This is a genomic window from Aquimarina aggregata, from assembly GCF_001632745.1.
GTDB classification, from domain to species: Bacteria; Bacteroidota; Bacteroidia; order Flavobacteriales; family Flavobacteriaceae; genus Aquimarina; species Aquimarina aggregata.
Map to the genome: position 1 here is coordinate 265,079 of NZ_LQRT01000013.1, position 19,247 is coordinate 284,325.

The 19,247-nt window shown below is 30.2% G+C and carries 15 protein-coding genes; 5 read left to right on the plus strand and 10 right to left on the minus strand.

All coding sequences use genetic code 11. The features are described from left to right. Nucleotides 1–93: 93 nt before the first annotated feature. From AWE51_RS12505 to AWE51_RS12530, 6 genes are read right to left on the minus strand one after another with little or no spacing between them, the layout of a single operon-like run. The gene (locus tag AWE51_RS12505) at nt 94–1,230 is read right to left on the minus strand and encodes a phospholipase D family protein (RefSeq protein WP_066313952.1); all 1,137 of its coding nucleotides are present in this window, start codon (nt 1,228–1,230) and stop codon (nt 94–96) included. Further along, entirely contained in the window at nt 1,230–2,036 is an 807-nt protein-coding gene (locus AWE51_RS12510) for an HNH endonuclease family protein (RefSeq protein WP_066313953.1), read from the minus strand. Before AWE51_RS12510 ends, AWE51_RS12505 begins: the two co-directional genes overlap by 1 nt. Further along, the gene (locus AWE51_RS12515; protein ID WP_066313954.1) at nt 2,033–3,628 is read right to left on the minus strand and encodes an AAA family ATPase; all 1,596 of its coding nucleotides are present in this window, start codon (nt 3,626–3,628) and stop codon (nt 2,033–2,035) included. Before AWE51_RS12515 ends, AWE51_RS12510 begins: the two co-directional genes overlap by 4 nt. Continuing rightward, on the minus strand, nt 3,625–5,208 hold the full coding sequence (locus AWE51_RS12520) for a restriction endonuclease subunit S (RefSeq protein ID WP_066313955.1): 1,584 nt from the start codon (nt 5,206–5,208) through the stop codon (nt 3,625–3,627). Before AWE51_RS12520 ends, AWE51_RS12515 begins: the two co-directional genes overlap by 4 nt. Beyond that, nucleotides 5,205–6,629: a class I SAM-dependent DNA methyltransferase gene (locus AWE51_RS12525; RefSeq protein ID WP_082832421.1), complete on the minus strand. Its 1,425-nt coding sequence runs from the start codon at nt 6,627–6,629 to the stop codon at nt 5,205–5,207. Before AWE51_RS12525 ends, AWE51_RS12520 begins: the two co-directional genes overlap by 4 nt. 25 nt (nt 6,630–6,654) lie before the next feature. Next, nucleotides 6,655–6,897 (minus strand): helix-turn-helix domain-containing protein, encoded by a 243-nt coding sequence (locus AWE51_RS12530; protein WP_066313960.1) that lies wholly within the window; start codon nt 6,895–6,897, stop codon nt 6,655–6,657. Nucleotides 6,898–6,997: 100 nt separating this feature from the next. Between AWE51_RS12530 and AWE51_RS12535 the strand changes: the two genes are divergently transcribed. From AWE51_RS12535 to AWE51_RS12545, 3 genes are all read left to right on the plus strand, one after another. Then, nucleotides 6,998–7,564 (plus strand): hypothetical protein, encoded by a 567-nt coding sequence (locus AWE51_RS12535; protein ID WP_066313961.1) that lies wholly within the window; start codon nt 6,998–7,000, stop codon nt 7,562–7,564. 111 nt (nt 7,565–7,675) lie between these two features. Continuing rightward, a complete protein-coding gene (locus AWE51_RS12540; protein ID WP_066313962.1) occupies nt 7,676–9,022 on the plus strand; it encodes an SWIM zinc finger family protein in 1,347 nt (448 codons plus the stop codon). A gap of 1 nt (nt 9,023) precedes the next feature. Further along, entirely contained in the window at nt 9,024–11,978 is a 2,955-nt protein-coding gene (locus tag AWE51_RS12545) for a DUF6493 family protein (RefSeq protein WP_066313963.1), read from the plus strand. A gap of 632 nt (nt 11,979–12,610) precedes the next feature. Here the strand turns inward: AWE51_RS12545 and AWE51_RS12550 are convergent. The 4 genes from AWE51_RS12550 to AWE51_RS12565 form a co-directional block, all read right to left on the minus strand. Then, nucleotides 12,611–14,047: a hypothetical protein gene (locus tag AWE51_RS12550; RefSeq protein ID WP_066313965.1), complete on the minus strand. Its 1,437-nt coding sequence runs from the start codon at nt 14,045–14,047 to the stop codon at nt 12,611–12,613. Between the two features lie 4 nt (nt 14,048–14,051). Continuing rightward, nucleotides 14,052–14,336 carry a helix-turn-helix domain-containing protein gene (locus AWE51_RS12555; RefSeq protein WP_066313970.1) on the minus strand — a complete coding sequence of 95 codons (285 nt, stop codon included), beginning with the start codon at nt 14,334–14,336 and terminating at the stop codon, nt 14,052–14,054. Between the two features lie 78 nt (nt 14,337–14,414). Next, complete coding sequence (locus AWE51_RS12560) at nt 14,415–15,074, minus strand: hypothetical protein (RefSeq protein WP_066313972.1); 660 nt, start codon at nt 15,072–15,074, stop codon at nt 14,415–14,417. 20 nt (nt 15,075–15,094) lie between these two features. Then, nucleotides 15,095–16,387 carry a phage integrase SAM-like domain-containing protein gene (locus AWE51_RS12565; RefSeq protein ID WP_066313973.1) on the minus strand — a complete coding sequence of 431 codons (1,293 nt, stop codon included), beginning with the start codon at nt 16,385–16,387 and terminating at the stop codon, nt 15,095–15,097. Between the two features lie 541 nt (nt 16,388–16,928). Between AWE51_RS12565 and AWE51_RS12570 the strand changes: the two genes are divergently transcribed. Both AWE51_RS12570 and AWE51_RS12575 read left to right on the plus strand, forming a co-directional pair. Further along, nucleotides 16,929–17,495, plus strand: a complete 567-nt coding sequence (locus AWE51_RS12570; RefSeq protein ID WP_066313975.1) for a hypothetical protein — start codon at nt 16,929–16,931, stop codon at nt 17,493–17,495. A 602-nt stretch (nt 17,496–18,097) separates the two neighbouring features. Then, the gene (locus tag AWE51_RS12575; RefSeq protein WP_066313977.1) at nt 18,098–19,222 is read left to right on the plus strand and encodes a serine hydrolase domain-containing protein; all 1,125 of its coding nucleotides are present in this window, start codon (nt 18,098–18,100) and stop codon (nt 19,220–19,222) included. Nucleotides 19,223–19,247 lie beyond the last annotated feature (25 nt).

The window sequence follows — 19,247 nt, forward strand, 5'->3', positions numbered from 1 at the left end:
AATTACTTTGTAAACAAAGTCTTACGGATTTTTATTTTATATTTATGTATGATTTTTGTACAGTTATTTTTTTTCAAGAAATTATTCGCTTCTCTAATTGTTAATCTTTAGACCATGGTACAATTTATTGATAATTCTCTTATTCACTTCTCCATGCTCACTTAAAGCTTTCTGAAATTCTAATTCCATCCATTGTGCGCCAGAATCACTTAAAATTACATCTCCTTTTCGCATAAGTGTATTTCTAGGGTTGATATTTCTTTCACCGCGTCCAAATCTCCACTTGGTACTCGCAAAACTTTCATAATCCAGATCATACAATAAATCGTTAAGCTTTGGGCAATCTCTTAAAGTCGAATTAATAAATAAAGGCTCTCTCACTCTAACTAAAATTGGCCAATCTTTTAACCAAGGTATGTGTTTTATATCCTCGTCATTAGCTACATCTCTTTCATCTTGGTGAGCATAAGTTATAGCTCTTCCAAAAATTACATAATCCTTCGTATTTGTCATCCTAGCCATAAATACGATATCTCCATCCCTATATCTTCGAGGTCTACCATCATTTTTTGGTCTTGAAAAAGACAATGCAAAGTGACTACAACCTCCATCTAACTCATTGACAACTTTAGCACTTAAGTCTGACCTATTATCATCTTTACCAAAAAATTTAATAAAATATTTTCTATTTTTTATAATTGATTTTTGATACGAAACTCCATAATCTGGAAGATTCTCGTTTTTTTCTTTGAGTGCCTTTGATTTATTTATTTCATCTCTCCATTCCTTTATCCTATTTAATTCTAACAAATTAGGGTCGATTCCCCATAAGTCATTAAAATAGTCCAAAGACTCAAGAACAGTTTTATATTCATTTGAAATTATTCCAAACTCTTTATTATTGAAGAATCCTCCTTGAGTGAAGTTTGCAGAAGTGATAATTACACTCCTCTTATCAAAAAGATACAATTTGCTATGTAAATCTTTAATACCTTTAATTTCCGCATTGGACTTTAACAATCTTTCAAGTGCTGTTAAACTTGAAATACCTTTTTTAAACTCATTTAAATTGTAACGAGTGAGAAATTTAATAGTTCTACCTTTAAAATCTTTTAGCAAATGTTTCACAATATTATCTGTAACAAAAGGAGAAACTATTCTGATTTCCTGGGTACTTTCAAGTTCATTTTTAAATTCGTAAAGCCAATCATTTTGAATAGTTTTTATCATTATGCAGCTTTATTAACAATTCCAATAGCCCAATCCTCACCTGTGCTTTTCAGACAATATTTTACTGCTGCCGAGTATTCGGAGTTTCTACAACACATTTCCCAAAGCTCCTTCATTAAATCACCTATTTCAATTTCTCTATCATAATCTAAATTAACATCTTGTAGTTTCAAAAGATTCTTAATTTTAAATATTTTATTAGTTGCTTTCCTATAGTAATCTTTTCTTTGCTCAACAATTTTATAGTAATTGAGATTTAATCTTAGTATTGAATAACAGGCTCTTTTATAATCAATTGTGTTCTTATTTGGCGACTTTGGTTGAGCCATACCTTCATTATCAAAAGCCAATAAATCTGGATCCGTAAATTTTATAGGGTCAAGAAGCATATAATGTTCTTTGTTAATATTGTCTCCGTATTTAACAGCTTTATTTTTAGTCACATGGAAATAAGCATTCTTCTTAGTATTTGAAGCTGGACTAGAAAACCTATAATTCATCCAATCAAAGGCTAACCACCAATACCCACCTTTATCATCACCATTTTCATCAATAGCTTTTTTCTTAGGTCGAAAGTGATCTACGTGACAATAACCTCCTGCATTTTTAGACTCTGTGTACCAACATTTATCATGGCTTAATTTTGATAGGTGATCTTTTAATTCCCCCCATATCTTTGCATTTTTTTCAATTATTTCATTTCTTTTTTCCGAATCACCTTCCGCCACAAGTTTTGCAGTTACATCATCGGCTTTTTTAATCCACTCGGGAGAAGGAGGCGCATTTTCTAAATTTATATAAATCATTTCTTCTCTTTAAATAGGTCTTCCAAAATATCTAAGGCAATTGCATTCTGACGTTTTCGTGCTTCAGGGGTAGATTCTTTAATATCAAAATCTTTACGCTTATTAAGGGCTATAATAAATTTTTGATAGAACGGATCACGATCTGTTGTGTTAATACCTAACTGACTCAATTGCTGGAATAAATCATTTAAATCTTGCTGTTCCTCTTCTGTCAAACCTTTAGTTTCCTGCTTAGTAATCAATCGGTTACGCTCAATCAAATCATTTAATGTATCTTCATCAAGTGTACTTGGTAAATTAAAAAATTCACTAGTTAAGATTCCTGCTACGCCCAGTCCTTTTGGATCAAAATCAGGTTTAAAAGTTTCTATATGTTGATACTCTTTTCCGTCTTTATCGTGTTTCCTAATTGATTGGAATATTCGAATTTCCTCTTTTTTTAATCCACCTATTACCAATGGATCGTGAGTTGTCATCAAAATTTGACTTGAATCATCTTTTCCTGAATATTCTTCAAGAAGATTCATATACTTCCATTTCCACAATGGATTTAAATGAGTATCCGGCTCATCCAAAAGAATTAAGGATTCATCTTCCCTTGTAAAACGTAGTAGACCCAAAACAGTTAAAAGCTGTTGTTCTCCTTCTGAAAGTTCTTTAAAAGTAATATCCCCGTGTACATTTACTTTTTTCACCTTAACTCTTACCTCTTGAATTAAATCTGATATATAGGTACTCTCTAGGCTTTTGAAAAACTCTGTATTGGTTCCATATTTCTTTGCAATCTTTTCTAGTTTTTCTTGATTAGAAATGTATAAGTACAATTGCTCTTGTTTGTGACTTCTTCTAAAATCCTCTCTCACAGTATTTTCATGAACAATTGGCGCCATTGAAGATTCAAATAATTCATTTAAAAATTCACGAACTACGCCTTTGGCTTTCCAAAAATCTAATGCTTCTGTTTTACTTCTTGCCCACACTGGCTTTTTTAAAACAAATAGTACTGATTCTAGACCTATAATACCTAAAAACTCCTTTAAAAATTTACTCGCTTTTCTATCTGAGAAAGCATAGAAAGCCATTAGCACAAAATAACTATGAATTTGACGTGCATAAAATAAGGGTCTTGGTGGCGCATCAACTCCTTTTATTAATTCATCATAAAAACGTTTTTGGTGTTTGTCAAAATGTTCCAAAAGTCGATTACTGACACCCGAATAATAGGAAAACACATATTTAGGCAAATAATCTGATTTGTTCTTTTTAATCAATGATTTCGAAATGGCTTTTAAGTTATAAGCGATTGAATTTTTTATTTTAACACCTCTATAAAACTGAAATTTACCTTTTGTGTTTTTACCTCCTTCAACTTTCAATAGATTGTCTTTACACTGATATTCTATCGTGTAATTAAAAGCTGTTTCTTCTTCTAAGTCTAAATCTCTAAAAATGATAACTAGAGCTTCTAGCAAATTAGATTTACCAGCAGCATTTTGACCAAGGAATACAGTACTCATGTATTCTTCATTAAGGTCTATAGAGAAATCTCTGAGGTTTTTAAACTCATCTATGTAGATTTTATCTATTCTCATGCTAGTTCCAAATACCCCTTTTCATTAACTACTTCTTTGATTGCTTTCTCTTCTTCTATTTGCTTTTTCAATTCAGCATAAAAAGCATCTATATCGTTTGGATGTTTAGACATTTTCCAAAGATCTTCAGCATGCAGTTTACCATTTTCTTTTAATATTTCTACTAAATCCATAAGCAAGGTTTTACTATTATATTTTATTTCTCTTGAAAGCTTTCTTTCTTGATTTCTAGAAGCCGATTTATTTACTAAAACATTATTTTCTTGTCCTAATAATTCACTCAAAATAGATTGCATGAGTTTTTCCGCATTGTTTTTACTAATCTTTATCTCTTGCTCAAATTCATTACAATATGTAAATAGTTGTTTTACCTTTTCTTTGATCGCTATTTGTTCTTCTAGTGAAGGAAGGGGGACTACTAATTCCTTAATACGACCTAAAAACAAGTTTGATTGTGCAGTAGTTTTAGTTTTTTTTACAATTTGAGTTTGCAGATAAGGAGATTTTAATGAAAATGCTAAATATTCACTATCTAGGTATTCATGAAAATGTTTAACCATTGCAGCACTTCTAACCATTACATATGTGTCATCTTTATCTACAATTGCAACTCTACCTACAGAACCTGAGCAGGAAATTAAAATATCCCCTTTTTGAGGAGCACATCTTTTTCTCATTCTAATAAACTCACTTTCCGAAACATAGTCTACTTTTTGCAGGGAAATCCCTTTATTGGTAACATTTCTAGCTGAAAGTAGATAATAACCTTCATGAGTTCTCTCTGGGGTGGAATGATCGCCATCTGTAACAACTTTACTTAAATCTACAATTCTTGAATATGTCCAACTTGCGGGAATATCGAATTCTATTTCTTCATTAGAAATTTTTTCAAATTTCTTTTCTTTCCTAATCTTTTTTTCCTTTATAAGTTGCTCTTTTTCCGTTTTTATTTTTCTAAGTAGCTCACTCGATGACTCTACATCTGGGTTTTCTTCACGCCATTTTTGAGTTAATTTACCTTTTATTGCATCTTGTAAAATAGATTGGCGAAGTTTTGAAAGAAAAACTTCATTCTCAACAATTAAACTTTTCAGTTCTTCAGCCTCTGAGTTAATAGAATTAAGATTTTTTAAAATTTCTTTTTGTTCGTTTAAAGTTGGGAGGCTAACTTCTAGCGATAAAAATCTTTTTGGTTTTAATTCACTTTTAATACCACTCCCAGCCTGATCAATTAAAGTCTGTTTAAATTCATTACTCTTTAAGAACCATTTTAAATAATCAATGTCAATTTTAGACTCATCATACGTATAAGATGAATAATGTATTGTTGCTATAGCATCTTCTGAATATTCATAAATTGCAACTCCTCCTTTTTCAGCATTAATCCCTGAAATTAATAAATCTCCCTTCTTTACCAGAATCATGTTTGTTCTAGTTGGCTTGGATTCAACTAAATGGATATTCCCAGTAAAATCTATTTTTTTCACTCTTTTAAGACCTAACTTATTAGCTATATCAGGTTTATAACGTACTTCCCTTTCAGCTAAAAAAGAACTTATTTTCACCTTTTCTCTACTCATGATAATTCACTTTTTAATTTTTGAATTAACTCTTTTGATCTGTCAAGATTAGAGACCAGTTTCTCTATAATTTCATTTGTTGTAAATATTTTTTCTGTTTCAGAAATAAAGGGATTTTTAATATCGAGATTATAGTTTGAATCTTTAATCTCTTTTACGGAGACTTTCCAAGCGCATTCATTCTCTGTTCTTTTTTTCCACCATTTTTTTAATGAATCGAAATCACTAATTCTTATAGGTCTTGATCTAGTGAAATTCTTAACTCCCTTTGGGTATGGCATTTCATAATACCAAGTTTCCTTAGTTGTTTTTCCTTTTTCAAAAAATAACAAATTAGTTTTAATACTTGTGTAAGGATTAAAAACACCATTGGGTAAACGTACAATTGTATGTAAATTACATTTGTTTAATAATTCTTCTTTGATTCTAGTCTTTACACCTTCCCCAAATAAGGTACCATCTGGAAGCACTACACTTGCACGTCCATTTTTCTTTAAAATCTTAATAATAAGTGCTAAAAATAAATCTGCGGTTTCTTTAGTTCTAAATTCTTCAGGAAAATTTTTCTCAGTTCCATCTTCTTCTTGACCACCAAATGGAGGATTTGAAAGTACAATATTCACCTGACTCGAGCTTTTCCAGTTTTTATAAGGATAAGTCAATAAATTACCTTTGGTAATAGCAGGTTTTTCAATACCGTGAAGTATTAAATTGGTTGAACACAAAAGATGTGGTAAGGGCTTCTTCTCTACACCTCTAATAGAATTTTGAATAACTATGGAGCTTGGATTGAAATCTTCTTTTTTTGACAAATTATCTAAGGCACATGTCAAAAATCCGCCTGTACCACACGCAGGGTCTAATATACTCTCTCCAATTTTAGGATCTACCATATCCACCATAAATTGAGTAACCGCACGAGGAGTATAGTATTCTCCCGAAGAACCAGCACTTTGCAGCTCTTTTAAAATTGATTCATAAATATCATTAAAAATATGTCTCTCTTTATTATTACTAGAGAAATCAATCTTATTTATCTCATTAATTACTTGGCGGAACAGAGTTCCCTTTTTCATATAATTATATGTGTCATTAAAAACTGATTTTACAATTACAGATTGATCCGTATCGGTAGGTTCAATAGTTTTTAATATTGGAAATAATTCATCATTAATAAAAGTTATTAATTCATCCCCTGTTAGTCCATTTTCATCTGCTGCCCAATTTTGCCATTTTAACTTTTCGGGTATTGGGCTTTTATATGTCTTCCTTGATTTTTTCCACTCTTCTTCTTTATCTGCAAATATCTTCATAAAAAGCATCCATACCATCTGAGAAATTCGCTGTGCATCACCATCGACTCCTTCATCCTTTCTCATTATATTCCTTATGGATCTTATTATAGATGTTGTGTTACTCATTAACTTTTTATTGTTGTATAATTATTTACTTATCAAATGACAATAATTCAGGGGTAGTTATCCCAAACGCATCTGCTATTCTTTTCATCATAGAAACTTTCATTTCTTGCTTACCGAGTTCGTACTTTCTTAGGTTTTGAGCATCAATTCCTGCCTTAAATGCTATTTCTTCAATACTCAAGTCATTCTCGATTCTTAGAGTTCTGATATGCTGTCCTAGTTCGATACAAAAGACAGGTATCTCTTTTTTTCGTTCACGTTTTGACATACATCAAAGTTGCAATCAATTAGTTTCATTCAACGAATTGAAAACAACAGGTTGTTTACAACCTTTTTGTATATTTACCAAAAATAAAAAATATAAACCAATGACTAAAAATTCAATACTTAACCTGTTATTCATTCTTTCAATTGCTGCTTCTGCTCTATTAGCGAGTTGCAAGTCTGAAACTAAAACCAATACAGAAGCTAAGACTTTACCTCAATACGAGACCGTTAGAGAAATGCTTGAAGACTCTGGTGATTTCTATGAAGAAAATGGTTCTTTAAAATTTATCTCAGAAGAAAAATCAAATATACACATACAGGTTTCTAAACCTATTTCAAAGAATGATTCAAAAAGTGCTGTAGAGGAAATCGTAAAAAGAGATATAGTTTATGTTGCTTTTCAAACATTTGCTCAAACTAACTTAAATGAATTGACGATAACCTCCGTTCCTTTAGATTTTGAAGATAGAAAGAAGTATTACGACAGCTACAAGAAGACCTTAAAAGTTGATCGAGCAAAAGCTAAATCTATTTTAAAAGAGCATCTAAACAGTGATGATTTTTCCATTTTATTCAATCTTGAAAACGGTATATGGCTACCGAACAAAAACTTTGATAAGCTGAAATTTGAGAAATTGGAAGAGGTTTATAGCAAAATGGATATCTAAAATCTTTTAATTCATATAGTCTATAATAAATAGGGAATTTTATCCTACTTTGATTAACTTAAAAACTATTACCTATATTGGCATACTTTAACTATTTTACAAGCAAAAAGTATGTCAACAGAAACTTTGAGTTATAAATACAACGCACTCTCCAGTATAACAAAGAAGCAAGGGAAAGAGAATTTATTACTATCAAAGTTTAATGAAGTTAATAAAGGAAGTTCTCCCTGCTTTTTTTGGGGTAAATTAAATAATCCCTATGAATTATCTAGGTGTCTAATAACACTCTCTAACATCGTACAATCTTGCTTTAATTTATCCCCTTTTCAATTAGCTCTTCTAAAAGACCCTATTGTAACCGCTGGCAACAACCAGATTAGATTTGAAGGTTTTTCTCATTGTGCAGGAGTTTATGCAAGGGTCGATGTTTTAGAAAACGGACAAGATGGAGATTTCATAGAGAATGGAACTACTAATGTAGATTTCAATACTCCTCTAATTTCAGAATTGGGTAAAATAAAAAAAAATGACAATCTCATTTTATCCGTAGGTCAGAAAGAAGTAGGGTTTCACAAAGAAGGCTCAAGCTTTATAGAACGAAAAGTTCCGTTGCCTAGCAAATGGATTAAGGGGCTTACTACTGTTCAACATTATTTCTCAGAGTCAGACTACGCACAGACGTTAAATAGAATTCAAGCATTACAACTGTTCAAAACAATTCCAGCAGGAAAAGTTAAAACAGACTATTATCTGATCAAAAGAGGAAACAAATACTTATTTAGCCCTTTAAAAGCTTCTAATGCTATTTGCATTGGCGGTATCCATAGATTAAAATTACTTCAACCACTAATCCCCCTAATAAATGAGTTAAAGGTATACCCTCATAAAGACATGCAGTCTGTGACCTTTATTTTATGTTTCAACGAACTAAATTTTGTTTTCTCGGTCTCTAGGGATTTTTGGAGAGGTTTTTCAGGTGAAGGAGCAGCTTTAGAATCTCTTATAGAAGACTTACCTGATTCTTTGGTTCAAGCATTTGATAATTATTCTTATACAAATCAGGAATTCAATCCCGCACTACTATCTTTTGAAGAAGGCATAGATATTACAAAAATTGAAAAGTTATCGACTAAATTATCTGCAATGGGATTATTGGGTTATGATCTATCCAAAAATGGATTCTTTTATAGAAGATTACCTTTCAAATTAGAACGAATATTGTCTTTAAACCCTAGACAAAAAGGTGCAGAAAAGTTACTAGAAGAAAACAAAGTCAAAATCACACTTCAAAATGATAATGAAATTGAAGCACAAGTAGAAGGAAGTGGGGTAACCCATTATGTAGTCTTAAAGGGAGATTTGCAAAAATGCACCTGTACTTGGTTTAGCAAAAACCAAGGAGAGCGTGGAGCTTGTAAACATATTCTAGCAGTAAAGAAAAAAGTAAAAGCCAATTAATATGTTCGAAAAAGAATTAGAGGAAATTGTTCTCAAAGAAAAAGACATTATCCCTTTTTTAAAAAAATTAACCCCAAAAGACAAAAGAGAGCTTGTTCCTTTTTTGAAAAAATTTAAAGAAAAAATTTTCGAACATTACGAAGTAACCGAAAAAAACAAATGGGGAACTTCTTATACTACAAAACCTAAACATTCCGAAACCAAAAGAAACATTATCAGTAAAGCTTGTTACGTATGTTTTAACAAAACAGATATAAAAAAAGCTTTTTTTAATGTTAGTAACCTCTCTATAAGTGATGATTATTTAGAAAATATTATACCATGGTATACGCCTAAATGGTATGGTGATCTTATTAATGAAAATATACCTTGGGAATTATCATATGAAAAAACTATGGAATTGCAGAAAAAAGGACTGCTAGAGCCTTCTCACGAGCTCATTCTTAACAAACTCCCTAATGCCATAGTTGAATATGAATGGAAGAATAACAAACGATTAAATTACTACAAACCAGATGTTTTACATTTATATAAAGAAACCTTAAATGAGCATATATGGTTTTTATTTGAGGAAGAGTCTACTATAAATAATTACTACAACTACTTACACCTAGAGAATTACAAAGGAGGAAATGATATTTGGATTGACACCTTTTATAACTTAACCAATGAAAATAGATTAAACCGAAAGAAAGTGTTAATTGCAACCATCTATACATCTACAAAAGGTTTCAACAAAACCTTAAGCGGATGGTTTTTTGATTTACTTATAAAACTAGACCCTACCACAGATGAAGTGTTGAGTTTGCAAAATGAATTTTTTGCTGCTTTAAACTCCCCACATTCTAAAGTGGTTAATACTGTTTTAAAGTATTTTAAAGTAGCTGCTAATCACAAAAAGTTTAAATATCGCGTCTTTATAGAAAACGCATCAATACTCTTAAATTCTGAAACAAAATCGGTTGTTAATTCTACATTAATGATCTTAGACAAGATTGTTAAAACACATAAAACATCAAAAACACCCGTTTGCATAAAAGCCGCCGAAGCATTACTAAATGTAGATGAAAAAATACAACTAAGAGCAGCAAAGATTATTCAAAAACATGGCGATTCTAAAAAACAAGAATTACTAGATGAAATTGGGTTATACACTGATAATTTATTTCATGATTCGAAAGAGGTTTTAAAAGAGTTTATAGATACAACTACAGAAACAGAAGATTTTATCCACGAAGTTGAAGAAACAAAATTTTTAATTGATCAGAATAAGCTCCCAAATTATGACTCTCTGGATGATTTAATCTTTTTTGTTAGTCAAGCAATTGATAATAACGAAGTCTTTCACATAGATTTGCTTCTAAGCTATCTGCCTAAATTAAATGTTCTTCTAAATAAAGACAATGTAATCAAGCTAGAGCCCATCTTTAAACGTTCTTTTGATCTTTCGATGAGCTTTGAATGGAATAGTCAGATTGGAAATCTAGAATCTGAGGCAGCATATTACATAAATGATTTCGCAGAAATTCTAATGAAAAAATATCCTGCTGAACTTACCAATTTTAGAAAAACTAAAAACAAAAAAATCAAGAAGTTCAAGGAGGATAGGTACTTTAACTCTCATTACAAAAACAACTTAAAAGAAATTGAACTTCAACCTATCCCAGATTACATATATCAAATACATCATTCTTTATTCATAAAATCTAAATCGTTTATCAAAAGAGGCTTAACCCTAGATTTATTATCTAAACCAACCCATGCTCCTTGCTGGATTGATCCAATAGCCCTAATTAATAGAGTTTTGTCCTACGAAAAAAGTAACGAGGAAATAAATCTATACGACTTTCAGATAGCACTTGGTCGATTACCTTTGAACGAAAACCCTATTGACATTTCTCAGCATATAGATACAATTAAAGACAAGGATATTAAAGCTGTTCTAAGTTATCATTACGATTTATTAGAGATTCAAGGAAATAATATCTCTAAACCAGAATTATGGCTACAGAGTGTTTTAAGTAGAAATAAAGAAGAAGAAATTAATTATTTTCAGGAATACTTATCTAATCCTTTACAAAAGGAAAAAGGCACTTATAACTGGGATTGTAAACCAAGAGATCACTTTTACCAAGAGTATGACTATACTCTTGGTAAGCAAGTACAAAAGAAAATGGTCAGAAAAGAACTAAAATTTATAGATTTTCATCCGCAAAAAATGGAGCCTGACCCCCTCATTTCTACCATTAAAAACATTTTCACAAAAAAGAAAAAACCTGTTAAAGTAAGTAGTATCTACGACTATATGTATTTTAAAAAACAGAAATACTACACTACTATACAACCTAATGATGATGTAAAGTTCTTACTACTATCGCCTAATAATCCAAGTATGTTCTTAAGTAATGTCATTCATAATAATCTAAAAGAATCTACTTTTTTTGATGAAAGCAGCAAAAAGAATATGATTAACCTATTAAAAGGGTTGTATGAAATATGGCATCGAATAGACTATAAAGATTCTACTTATTTATTTTTAGCAACAGGTCTCTTATGTAGTGATAAAGTGGCAAGAGAACTTGCTGCTGAAATATGGATTAAAGCCAATTCTGAGGAGAAAGTAAACAATACATTATTGGGTGAAATGATTGGAAAATTAGAGTATGGAGAATATGCCCCAATTAAACGCTTTACCGATCTTTTAACTTCAAACCTTTTTAATGTTTCTAAAAAACATAACGAATACTTATTTCATCTTTTAAATGGTGCAATAGGTCATATGAACAACAAACCTATTAGGGGTGTAAAAAAATTAATAGAATTGTTTTTAGAGTTGCACTATAATTTTCCTAAACTAGAAGTTCATCCATCAACTAAAAACATCCTCTCCATGTGGAAAGAAACAAAAACACTTAAGCCTATTATCACCAAACTGCTACAAGGCTCTAATAAGTAAACCAACTAGCACGAAAAAAAGGTACTTTAACGACTTTTTTTTCTACATGCAATATGTTACGTCCTGCTTTTAGCAAACACTTTACACGGATTTGAACCTTGTTATGTGCATTTGTTATATTATTAAATAACAAAGAAACCTCATTGATTATCGCTGCAAAAGTATTACTAATAAATCCTCTCCTTTGATTATATTACCTTTTATTTCCCACCCCTTTTTTAGATACTTATTAATCTCCTTTTCTAAACAAGGTGTACAATTATTTTCCAAAATTTTTATTTCTTTCATCTTAGTATATTTAATATTGTAGATTAAATAGATTTAATTTTAATTTACTTCTTATACAATTATCACAACACACGTTTATTTTAGAAACACATCTACTTAATCTACATTTTATTACTAAACCCAATGCTATCAATGGATTTCATTGGTAGATGTAATTCTTAATACTTCTACTTTAAGTAGATTAGTGTTTCATATACTCATCTAAATTGTATAAAATCACTTTTTCTTAAAAAATTCAGTTTTCATGTAAGTATGTAATTGACTTTTATCAAACCCTTCAATGATAATTTATATTTCTAATCGAGGATAAATTTTTTCATCTACTGATGATATGAATACATTAATTAAATTTTAAAGCACATTTTAGTGACACCTGCGCTTTTCCTTCTCTCGACTTTATACCCTTTAAAAATTGCATATAAATCAACCCATTGACTAACTATTTTACTTCTAGTTCTAGGTTCTTCAGCATCAACTTCTAACATCTGAGCCAACTCTTTTAAACCGAAGTAGTCATTTAACCTATCATAATCAGCATTCATTAAATACACGAAATCTCTTGATGTCTGATTGATTAATTTCTTCAATTTCAGGTCTTCACTTTCGTATGTTATCAATCCTTTTTTTAAAAACAATTGTACACACTCGATAATAAAATTGTCAAATCTATTCCATTCATCATCATCCCATTCAAACAATAAATGCTTAAAATATTTCTCGGGTTTATTTTTTGCATTAAAAAAGTTATTTAAAGTAACTAAATGCTTCCTGTCTTTGAAACTATCCGTCTCCTGCGGTATAGTGTAATTAGTTGTTAATGCTATTTTAGGACTATCAGTAAATGGCATGTTAATTTTAGGGCGATGTTTACGCTCTATACTCATATTATCCGTTAGTGTACTAAAAAGACTCTCAAATAAAAAACCTTTTGTTACATCCTGCAATACGATTAGAGTCGTATTAAGATTTACATTCTGGAAAACGAATTTATCATTTGTAAGATCAGTAACTTTACCATTATATTCGGTGACATTTATTATTTTGGATAATGCCTTAACCAATATCCCCTTTCCCGATCTTCCATAAGCATCATTTTTTACTTGACTTAAAATATCTGTGATAATAATTGCCTTAACAAGTGAGGGATTCTTATAACTTGAAACCAAATAACCTATTGCACTACAAACACTATTAAAATGCGAATTATCATTAGTTACTAAGGATATAAACTTTTTGATATCGCTGTTTTTTCCGTCTATCAATTTTATATTTCTTCTTATAATTTGTTCTGAAAAAATGTAATGTTTTCGTTTTCCAAATTTTTTATAGGAAAAAGCCTTCCTTTTACTTTTGGTAATCTTTATAATTCCATTCTGATAAAACAAATGAACAGTTTTCCTAGTATCCCTATACCTATCTAACTCTATAAGAGGTAAACTTCCTAGAATTGCTTTTTTAACCAACAATAGATTCTCTCCTTGCTCTATGAAACAACTCCGAAGTAAATCATTTTTTTGTTCTTTTATTATTATGAGCAAATCGTTAAAAATATCTTGAGGAGTCTTTATAAAAACAATACCATTTAACAATTGAACTACCTGTACATTACCAAAACTGGAATAAGTACGATAACCCATTTTTTCTAAAAAGTCACTTAACAATGCCCTATCAACTTGAAAACTTGGCACACCATTTTTTATACATCCTTTCCAAAATTTTTCTTTTTTAAACTCACTTCTTTGGATAGATTGAAAATCATGAGATTGTTTACTATTCCTCATGTAATCATTTTTTGAGAAGTGTAAGAGCCTCCATTATCTCAGATCGTTTGTAATAACGTCTTGCTCCTGAAATACCATAAGCACTGACTTTACCTTTTGAAGTCCACGCCCACAAAGTCGATAAATTTATGTGTAACAACTCTGCGGCTTGCTCTCTGGTTAGAAGCTCGTCATTTGCATTTTCGTGAAGCAACTCTTTTTTTAAAATATCTAATTCTGACTTAACGCCTTCTTTTATTAATTCTGCGAGTTGCTCGGGTGTAGTTTGAATGAATTGAATTTTGTCCATCGCCTAATATTTAAATTTCTTAGGCAATATTACTTTCGAATATCTGGAACAGTTGTATAGTACTGTACTAAGGTAGTACTACTTTTTGTTATATATGCTTTTCTGTTTCATCTCATTGTAACGAACCATAAAACTTGGGGAAATTGAAATTTTATTATCATCACAATGCTTAATTATTTTTTCTATTTTGGCTAGATTATTAAAAATATTCTTGCTAGCATTAGGACTACTAGAATCATAATTATTTAATGTTCCTAAGAAATATTTTTCGCATTTCGGAAGGTTTAAGTCTTTCGCAATCTTTGGAGCAGTCCAATTTGAATTCATTACTCCATTTGATTTATACTTTTCCATTATACCTTGCGCAAAACATAATCCTACTTTAAACCAAAGCATGTCCTCATCAGACTTTTCATTTTTCTCCGTTTTATGGAAAAGTTTCTGCATCTCTACTTCAAAAAAACTACGTAACCCTTTAAGTTTACTTTCAGATTCTTCCGCTAATTCATTAATATCATAATTATTATTCATGTCATTATTAGCTTCGGTTATCTTATCCATTAACTCCTGTAAGAAATCACATTTACTATCTAGACTTTGAAGATTGCCAAATTCAATTTCGAACCTCTTATAAAGTTCATCATATAACTTCGTGTATTTTTCTTCAAAATCTTTATTCTGATTATTTAGACGTTCACCCCAGTCTCCATTAAACTTTTCTTCATTAAAATCTTCCATATTAAAATTTCAAGCCTTTTCTAATTAAAATATTTATAAGCATCCAAAGCTATATCCTTGTTACTTTTCTTGATGTAATTTAAAAACATAGATTCTGTAGAGTGTCCAGTAATATTTATCAAATACGTGGTAGGTACTTTTCCATAATAATTAGTTGCAAAAGAACGCCTACCTATATGCGATGTAATAAGTTGCCATTTTTCGTATTTTCCGATAACATCTCTAAAACTCCCTTTCTTTTTGTCAGGAGTAACATTAATTCGTTTTTTACCTTCACATATTTCATTTAATCCAGCAATTCTAGCTACTTCTTTTATATAGTCATTATACTTTTGATCAGAAATAGCTCTAGGAAATTCTCCCCCTCTTTTTTCTAGTATCTCTCTAACTTCTTTGGAAACTAGAATAGTCATTAACTTTTTAGTCTTTACTTGTCTAAATTCCAGTAAATATTTATCGTTCTCTTTCCTGATAAGTTCACTAGAAAAATTCATAAAATCACTTATACGCTGACCTAAGTAACAACTTATCAATAACCAATCCCTTGCATTATCTAAATATTCATATGGCAATTCAACTTCTTTTATTTTATCAATTTCATCAAATGACAAATAAACGTGTGATACTTCTTCCCTATCAAATTTTAAGCTATCTAAATGGTGATGAGTTTTTAATCCCAAATACCTAGCATGAAAACAAAACGTCTTTATAAATACAAACTCACGATGAATCGTATTTCTTGAATATTTTTGATCGACATAATACTTCTCAAACTCATCTTTGAAATCCTCATTAATATCTTCTATAAGAATCTGTTTCTTTCTAAAATCTTCAAAACGTTTTAGCTTATTTTTGATGACTCGATACTTTTTTACTGACGCTGTATTACCTCCTTTTTCTTTCTTCTTAATATAGTAATCGATAAAGCTCAATAAATCGACAGGGATTTCAATATTCTTATTAGGATTATAGTAAGACCCTATACAATCATGTAACCACTTGGAATCTTTTATTATAATATCTATATCTACTTTATTAAAAGCATCTAATACATAGTTGGTAATTCTATTAAGCTCGAAGTTAACTTGAGCTTGCTTATTTTGAAAGTCAATGTCTTTGGACTTTTTGAACCTTTCTTTCCAAAACCTTTTGCCGCTTAATTTATCATTAGCACTTAATTCTTCATGAGAATATATGTATAGTTTAGTCTTAGCCCCTAAAGAATAATCTATTTTATCGTGCCTAAACAACAATCGAATATTCAAAGGTGCATTTTCCTTAATAGAGCGATATAGAAAATTAACTGTAGCCATAGTACCAAAAACAAAATACCGTACAAATATAATTATTTTTGTACGGCTAAACACAATCTAACACAATACGATACAACTTAGCAAAAGAAAAGAAAAGCTCTTAAACTATTGATTATATTGGTAAAATTAAACTTATTAGTTATTTTTAGTCGATCTGAAAAGAAGTGAAATTTTACCAAAGTGTTAACTCCGACTCCACTTCAATCCCGCCAAATGGCGGGATTTTGCGTATCCAGAGGATTCTGCCAACACGCCAACTGGCTCCTGCATTAAATTGATCCACTGGATTAATTCTTAACGCTACGGTCCTATTCGACTCCATAAAAAAGCATCAAATCAATAAAGATTATGGGTTTTTGAATTTTAGAAGACTATTTAAAAGATTTTATAAAATGATTTAATTTTCAATCCTGCACTTCAAGTTTGATAACTCAAAGATCAAAATTCTTTGGAAACACAAATAAAATAACAAATACGGTTACATAGAATATTATCATTATTATAATTAACTTTAAGGATAAAAGATAGAAATGCAAACCAGATGAAAAAACTTAGCAAACTAGTTTTATTTTTAGCCTTACTTCAATTCTATGGATGTACAGAAGAAAAAACACCTTTTTTAAATTGTGTAACACCAAATTTTAAATCTAAAAATATAGATGTAAAAACAGAATTAAAAAGGTTTGAAACAACTTTAATTAATCAAAAAATAATTACAGATAATTCACCAGAATCTTATAGAAGACTTTTTGCGCTTATTCAATCTCATAACTCTTATGAATTTATAGATTCAGAAAAGCATAAAACAGAACTAAAAGCAATGGAATTTGACTATATAGCCAAAGAATTAACATTGTATTCAGCACATTCAGAATGTCATACTATATTTGATAAAGATTTTGAAGAAAGTATACGTACGGTTACCAACTCAGAAATATCTAAGGAGAACATCACAGAAGACATTCTTGAAAGCGGAGAAATTGTAAAGATCAAGTACAATGCATATGACAAAATCCCTATAAAACACTTTAAAAAAATTGACAATCAATTTTATATTTTATTCAAAACATACGAATATGGAAGCTTAAGAAATGAAATATATCATTAAAAATTTCACATTTTCAAAAAAAGCAACGATTATCGAATAAAAACCTGATAAAATTGTCAATCTGTTTTAGTCACCCAAGCTTTCTGAAGCTCCTAAAAAAAGTACAATTGTCAAAAGTAAGTCTAAATAGTTTTCATTTTAATAGACAATAATCAGGAGTATAAAATAAAGTAAAAGCTGAAGTATCATATCGAAGAGAAATTGAATTAGCTCAATTCACCGAATCATTTTAAAATCATGATTACCAAATAAAAACATCTTATTGACTTTCGTACTCAAAATTACACCACATAGGAATAATTAATTTCTTTTATTTCGCTTAGATGTTTAGTACTTCTTTTTATCATCAAATGTTTCCTATGATCAATTACATAATATTCTCTTTTAATATTCAATTTTTGCGTAACATTACTATACAAATAATAAACGAAACGTTTTACGCACGTACTATTTATGATATATTGGCTATTATTAAGAATTCACTAGACAAAGTTTCTATAATAAAAATATATTTACTTTTACACATATATAGTTTTTACCTTTAATTTTATAAGCGTAAATCTCGCTATCAAATGTAATTTCATTGTAATTAAAAATCTATTATGAAATCTCTATTACGAATAATTTATTTGCCTCTTATACTTTTTTGGGTTTTGTCCTGTAAAAACACTCCCAATCAAAACTTGAATGTCAAGGATTTTTCGGGTATTAAGAATATAAATAACCAAAGGATTTCTATTGACTCATTAGAGACATTCATAAATCAACGCATGAATGAAATGAATATACCTGGACTCTCTTTGGCAATTATAAATAAAGGCAAGATTGTTTATAGCATTACAAAAGGATATACCAATAGCCAGAAAAAGCAAACTGTTGACAGTCAAACTCTATTTGAAGGTGCGTCCATTTCAAAACCTATATTTGCATATCTAGTAATGCACCTGGTTGAAGATGGAAAATTAGAATTGGACAAACCACTATTTGAATATCTTAACTACGAATATCAGGGAATAAATTATCAAGATGAAAGATATACAACCATCACAGCACGAATGGTACTTTCCCATTCAACTGGATTTCCAAATTGGCGAGGGGAATCTAATCTTGAGATTCAATTTGACCCGGGAACTGAATTCGGATATTCTGGGGAAGGATATCAGTACTTGGTAAAGGTAATAGAGTCAATTCTTAAAACGGACTATAAAGGATTAGAAGCATATTTTCAGGAAAAAGTTGCAGCACCTTTAGGAATGAACCATACCAAATTTGTGCAAGATAACTACAATTTATCTCACAAAGCCGAACCTCATAAAAATGGTAAAGTATTACCCACTAAAAAGATGGCGGAAGAATTCAATGCGGCTTCCGCTATTCACTCAGAAGCAAATGAATATTCAAAATGGCTAATTGCTTTAATGAATAAAGATGGTTTGACTGAACAAAGTTACAAGGAACTGTTTACAGACCAAATTAAAACTCCAGAATCTGAATGGTTTACCCAAGTCGGAATTCAAAATTGGACATTAGGCTTTGCTAAACATAAATTTGACTTTTTGAGTAATCCGATTTACGGCCATATCGGAAACAATGAAGGGTTCACAAGTCTTTTCTTAATTGAATTAAATACAAAATGGGGACTGATTACCTTTACCAATGAGGATCAAGCAGATGATTTTGGGTTTGAATTATTTAAATATTTAAACAAAAAAAGTAAATACAGGTAACAATAACTATAATTCATTGTGACTT

What these genes read in the sequence shown, in the direction of transcription:
- AWE51_RS12545 (WP_066313963.1), top strand. Translation starts at nt 9,024, where the DNA reads ATGTTCGAAAAAGAATTAGAGGAAATTGTTCTCAAAGAAAAAGACATT.
- AWE51_RS12560 (WP_066313972.1), bottom strand. Translation starts at nt 15,074, where the DNA reads ATGGAAGATTTTAATGAAGAAAAGTTTAATGGAGACTGGGGTGAACGT.
- AWE51_RS12505 (WP_066313952.1), bottom strand. Translation starts at nt 1,230, where the DNA reads ATGATAAAAACTATTCAAAATGATTGGCTTTACGAATTTAAAAATGAA.
- AWE51_RS12525 (WP_082832421.1), bottom strand. Translation starts at nt 6,629, where the DNA reads ATGAGTAACACAACATCTATAATAAGATCCATAAGGAATATAATGAGA.
- AWE51_RS12555 (WP_066313970.1), bottom strand. Translation starts at nt 14,336, where the DNA reads ATGGACAAAATTCAATTCATTCAAACTACACCCGAGCAACTCGCAGAA.
- AWE51_RS12530 (WP_066313960.1), bottom strand. Translation starts at nt 6,897, where the DNA reads ATGTCAAAACGTGAACGAAAAAAAGAGATACCTGTCTTTTGTATCGAA.
- AWE51_RS12540 (WP_066313962.1), top strand. Translation starts at nt 7,676, where the DNA reads ATGTCAACAGAAACTTTGAGTTATAAATACAACGCACTCTCCAGTATA.
- AWE51_RS12565 (WP_066313973.1), bottom strand. Translation starts at nt 16,387, where the DNA reads ATGGCTACAGTTAATTTTCTATATCGCTCTATTAAGGAAAATGCACCT.
- AWE51_RS12570 (WP_066313975.1), top strand. Translation starts at nt 16,929, where the DNA reads ATGAAAAAACTTAGCAAACTAGTTTTATTTTTAGCCTTACTTCAATTC.
- AWE51_RS12515 (WP_066313954.1), bottom strand. Translation starts at nt 3,628, where the DNA reads ATGAGAATAGATAAAATCTACATAGATGAGTTTAAAAACCTCAGAGAT.
- AWE51_RS12535 (WP_066313961.1), top strand. Translation starts at nt 6,998, where the DNA reads ATGACTAAAAATTCAATACTTAACCTGTTATTCATTCTTTCAATTGCT.
- AWE51_RS12575 (WP_066313977.1), top strand. Translation starts at nt 18,098, where the DNA reads ATGAAATCTCTATTACGAATAATTTATTTGCCTCTTATACTTTTTTGG.
- AWE51_RS12510 (WP_066313953.1), bottom strand. Translation starts at nt 2,036, where the DNA reads ATGATTTATATAAATTTAGAAAATGCGCCTCCTTCTCCCGAGTGGATT.
- AWE51_RS12550 (WP_066313965.1), bottom strand. Translation starts at nt 14,047, where the DNA reads ATGAGGAATAGTAAACAATCTCATGATTTTCAATCTATCCAAAGAAGT.
- AWE51_RS12520 (WP_066313955.1), bottom strand. Translation starts at nt 5,208, where the DNA reads ATGAGTAGAGAAAAGGTGAAAATAAGTTCTTTTTTAGCTGAAAGGGAA.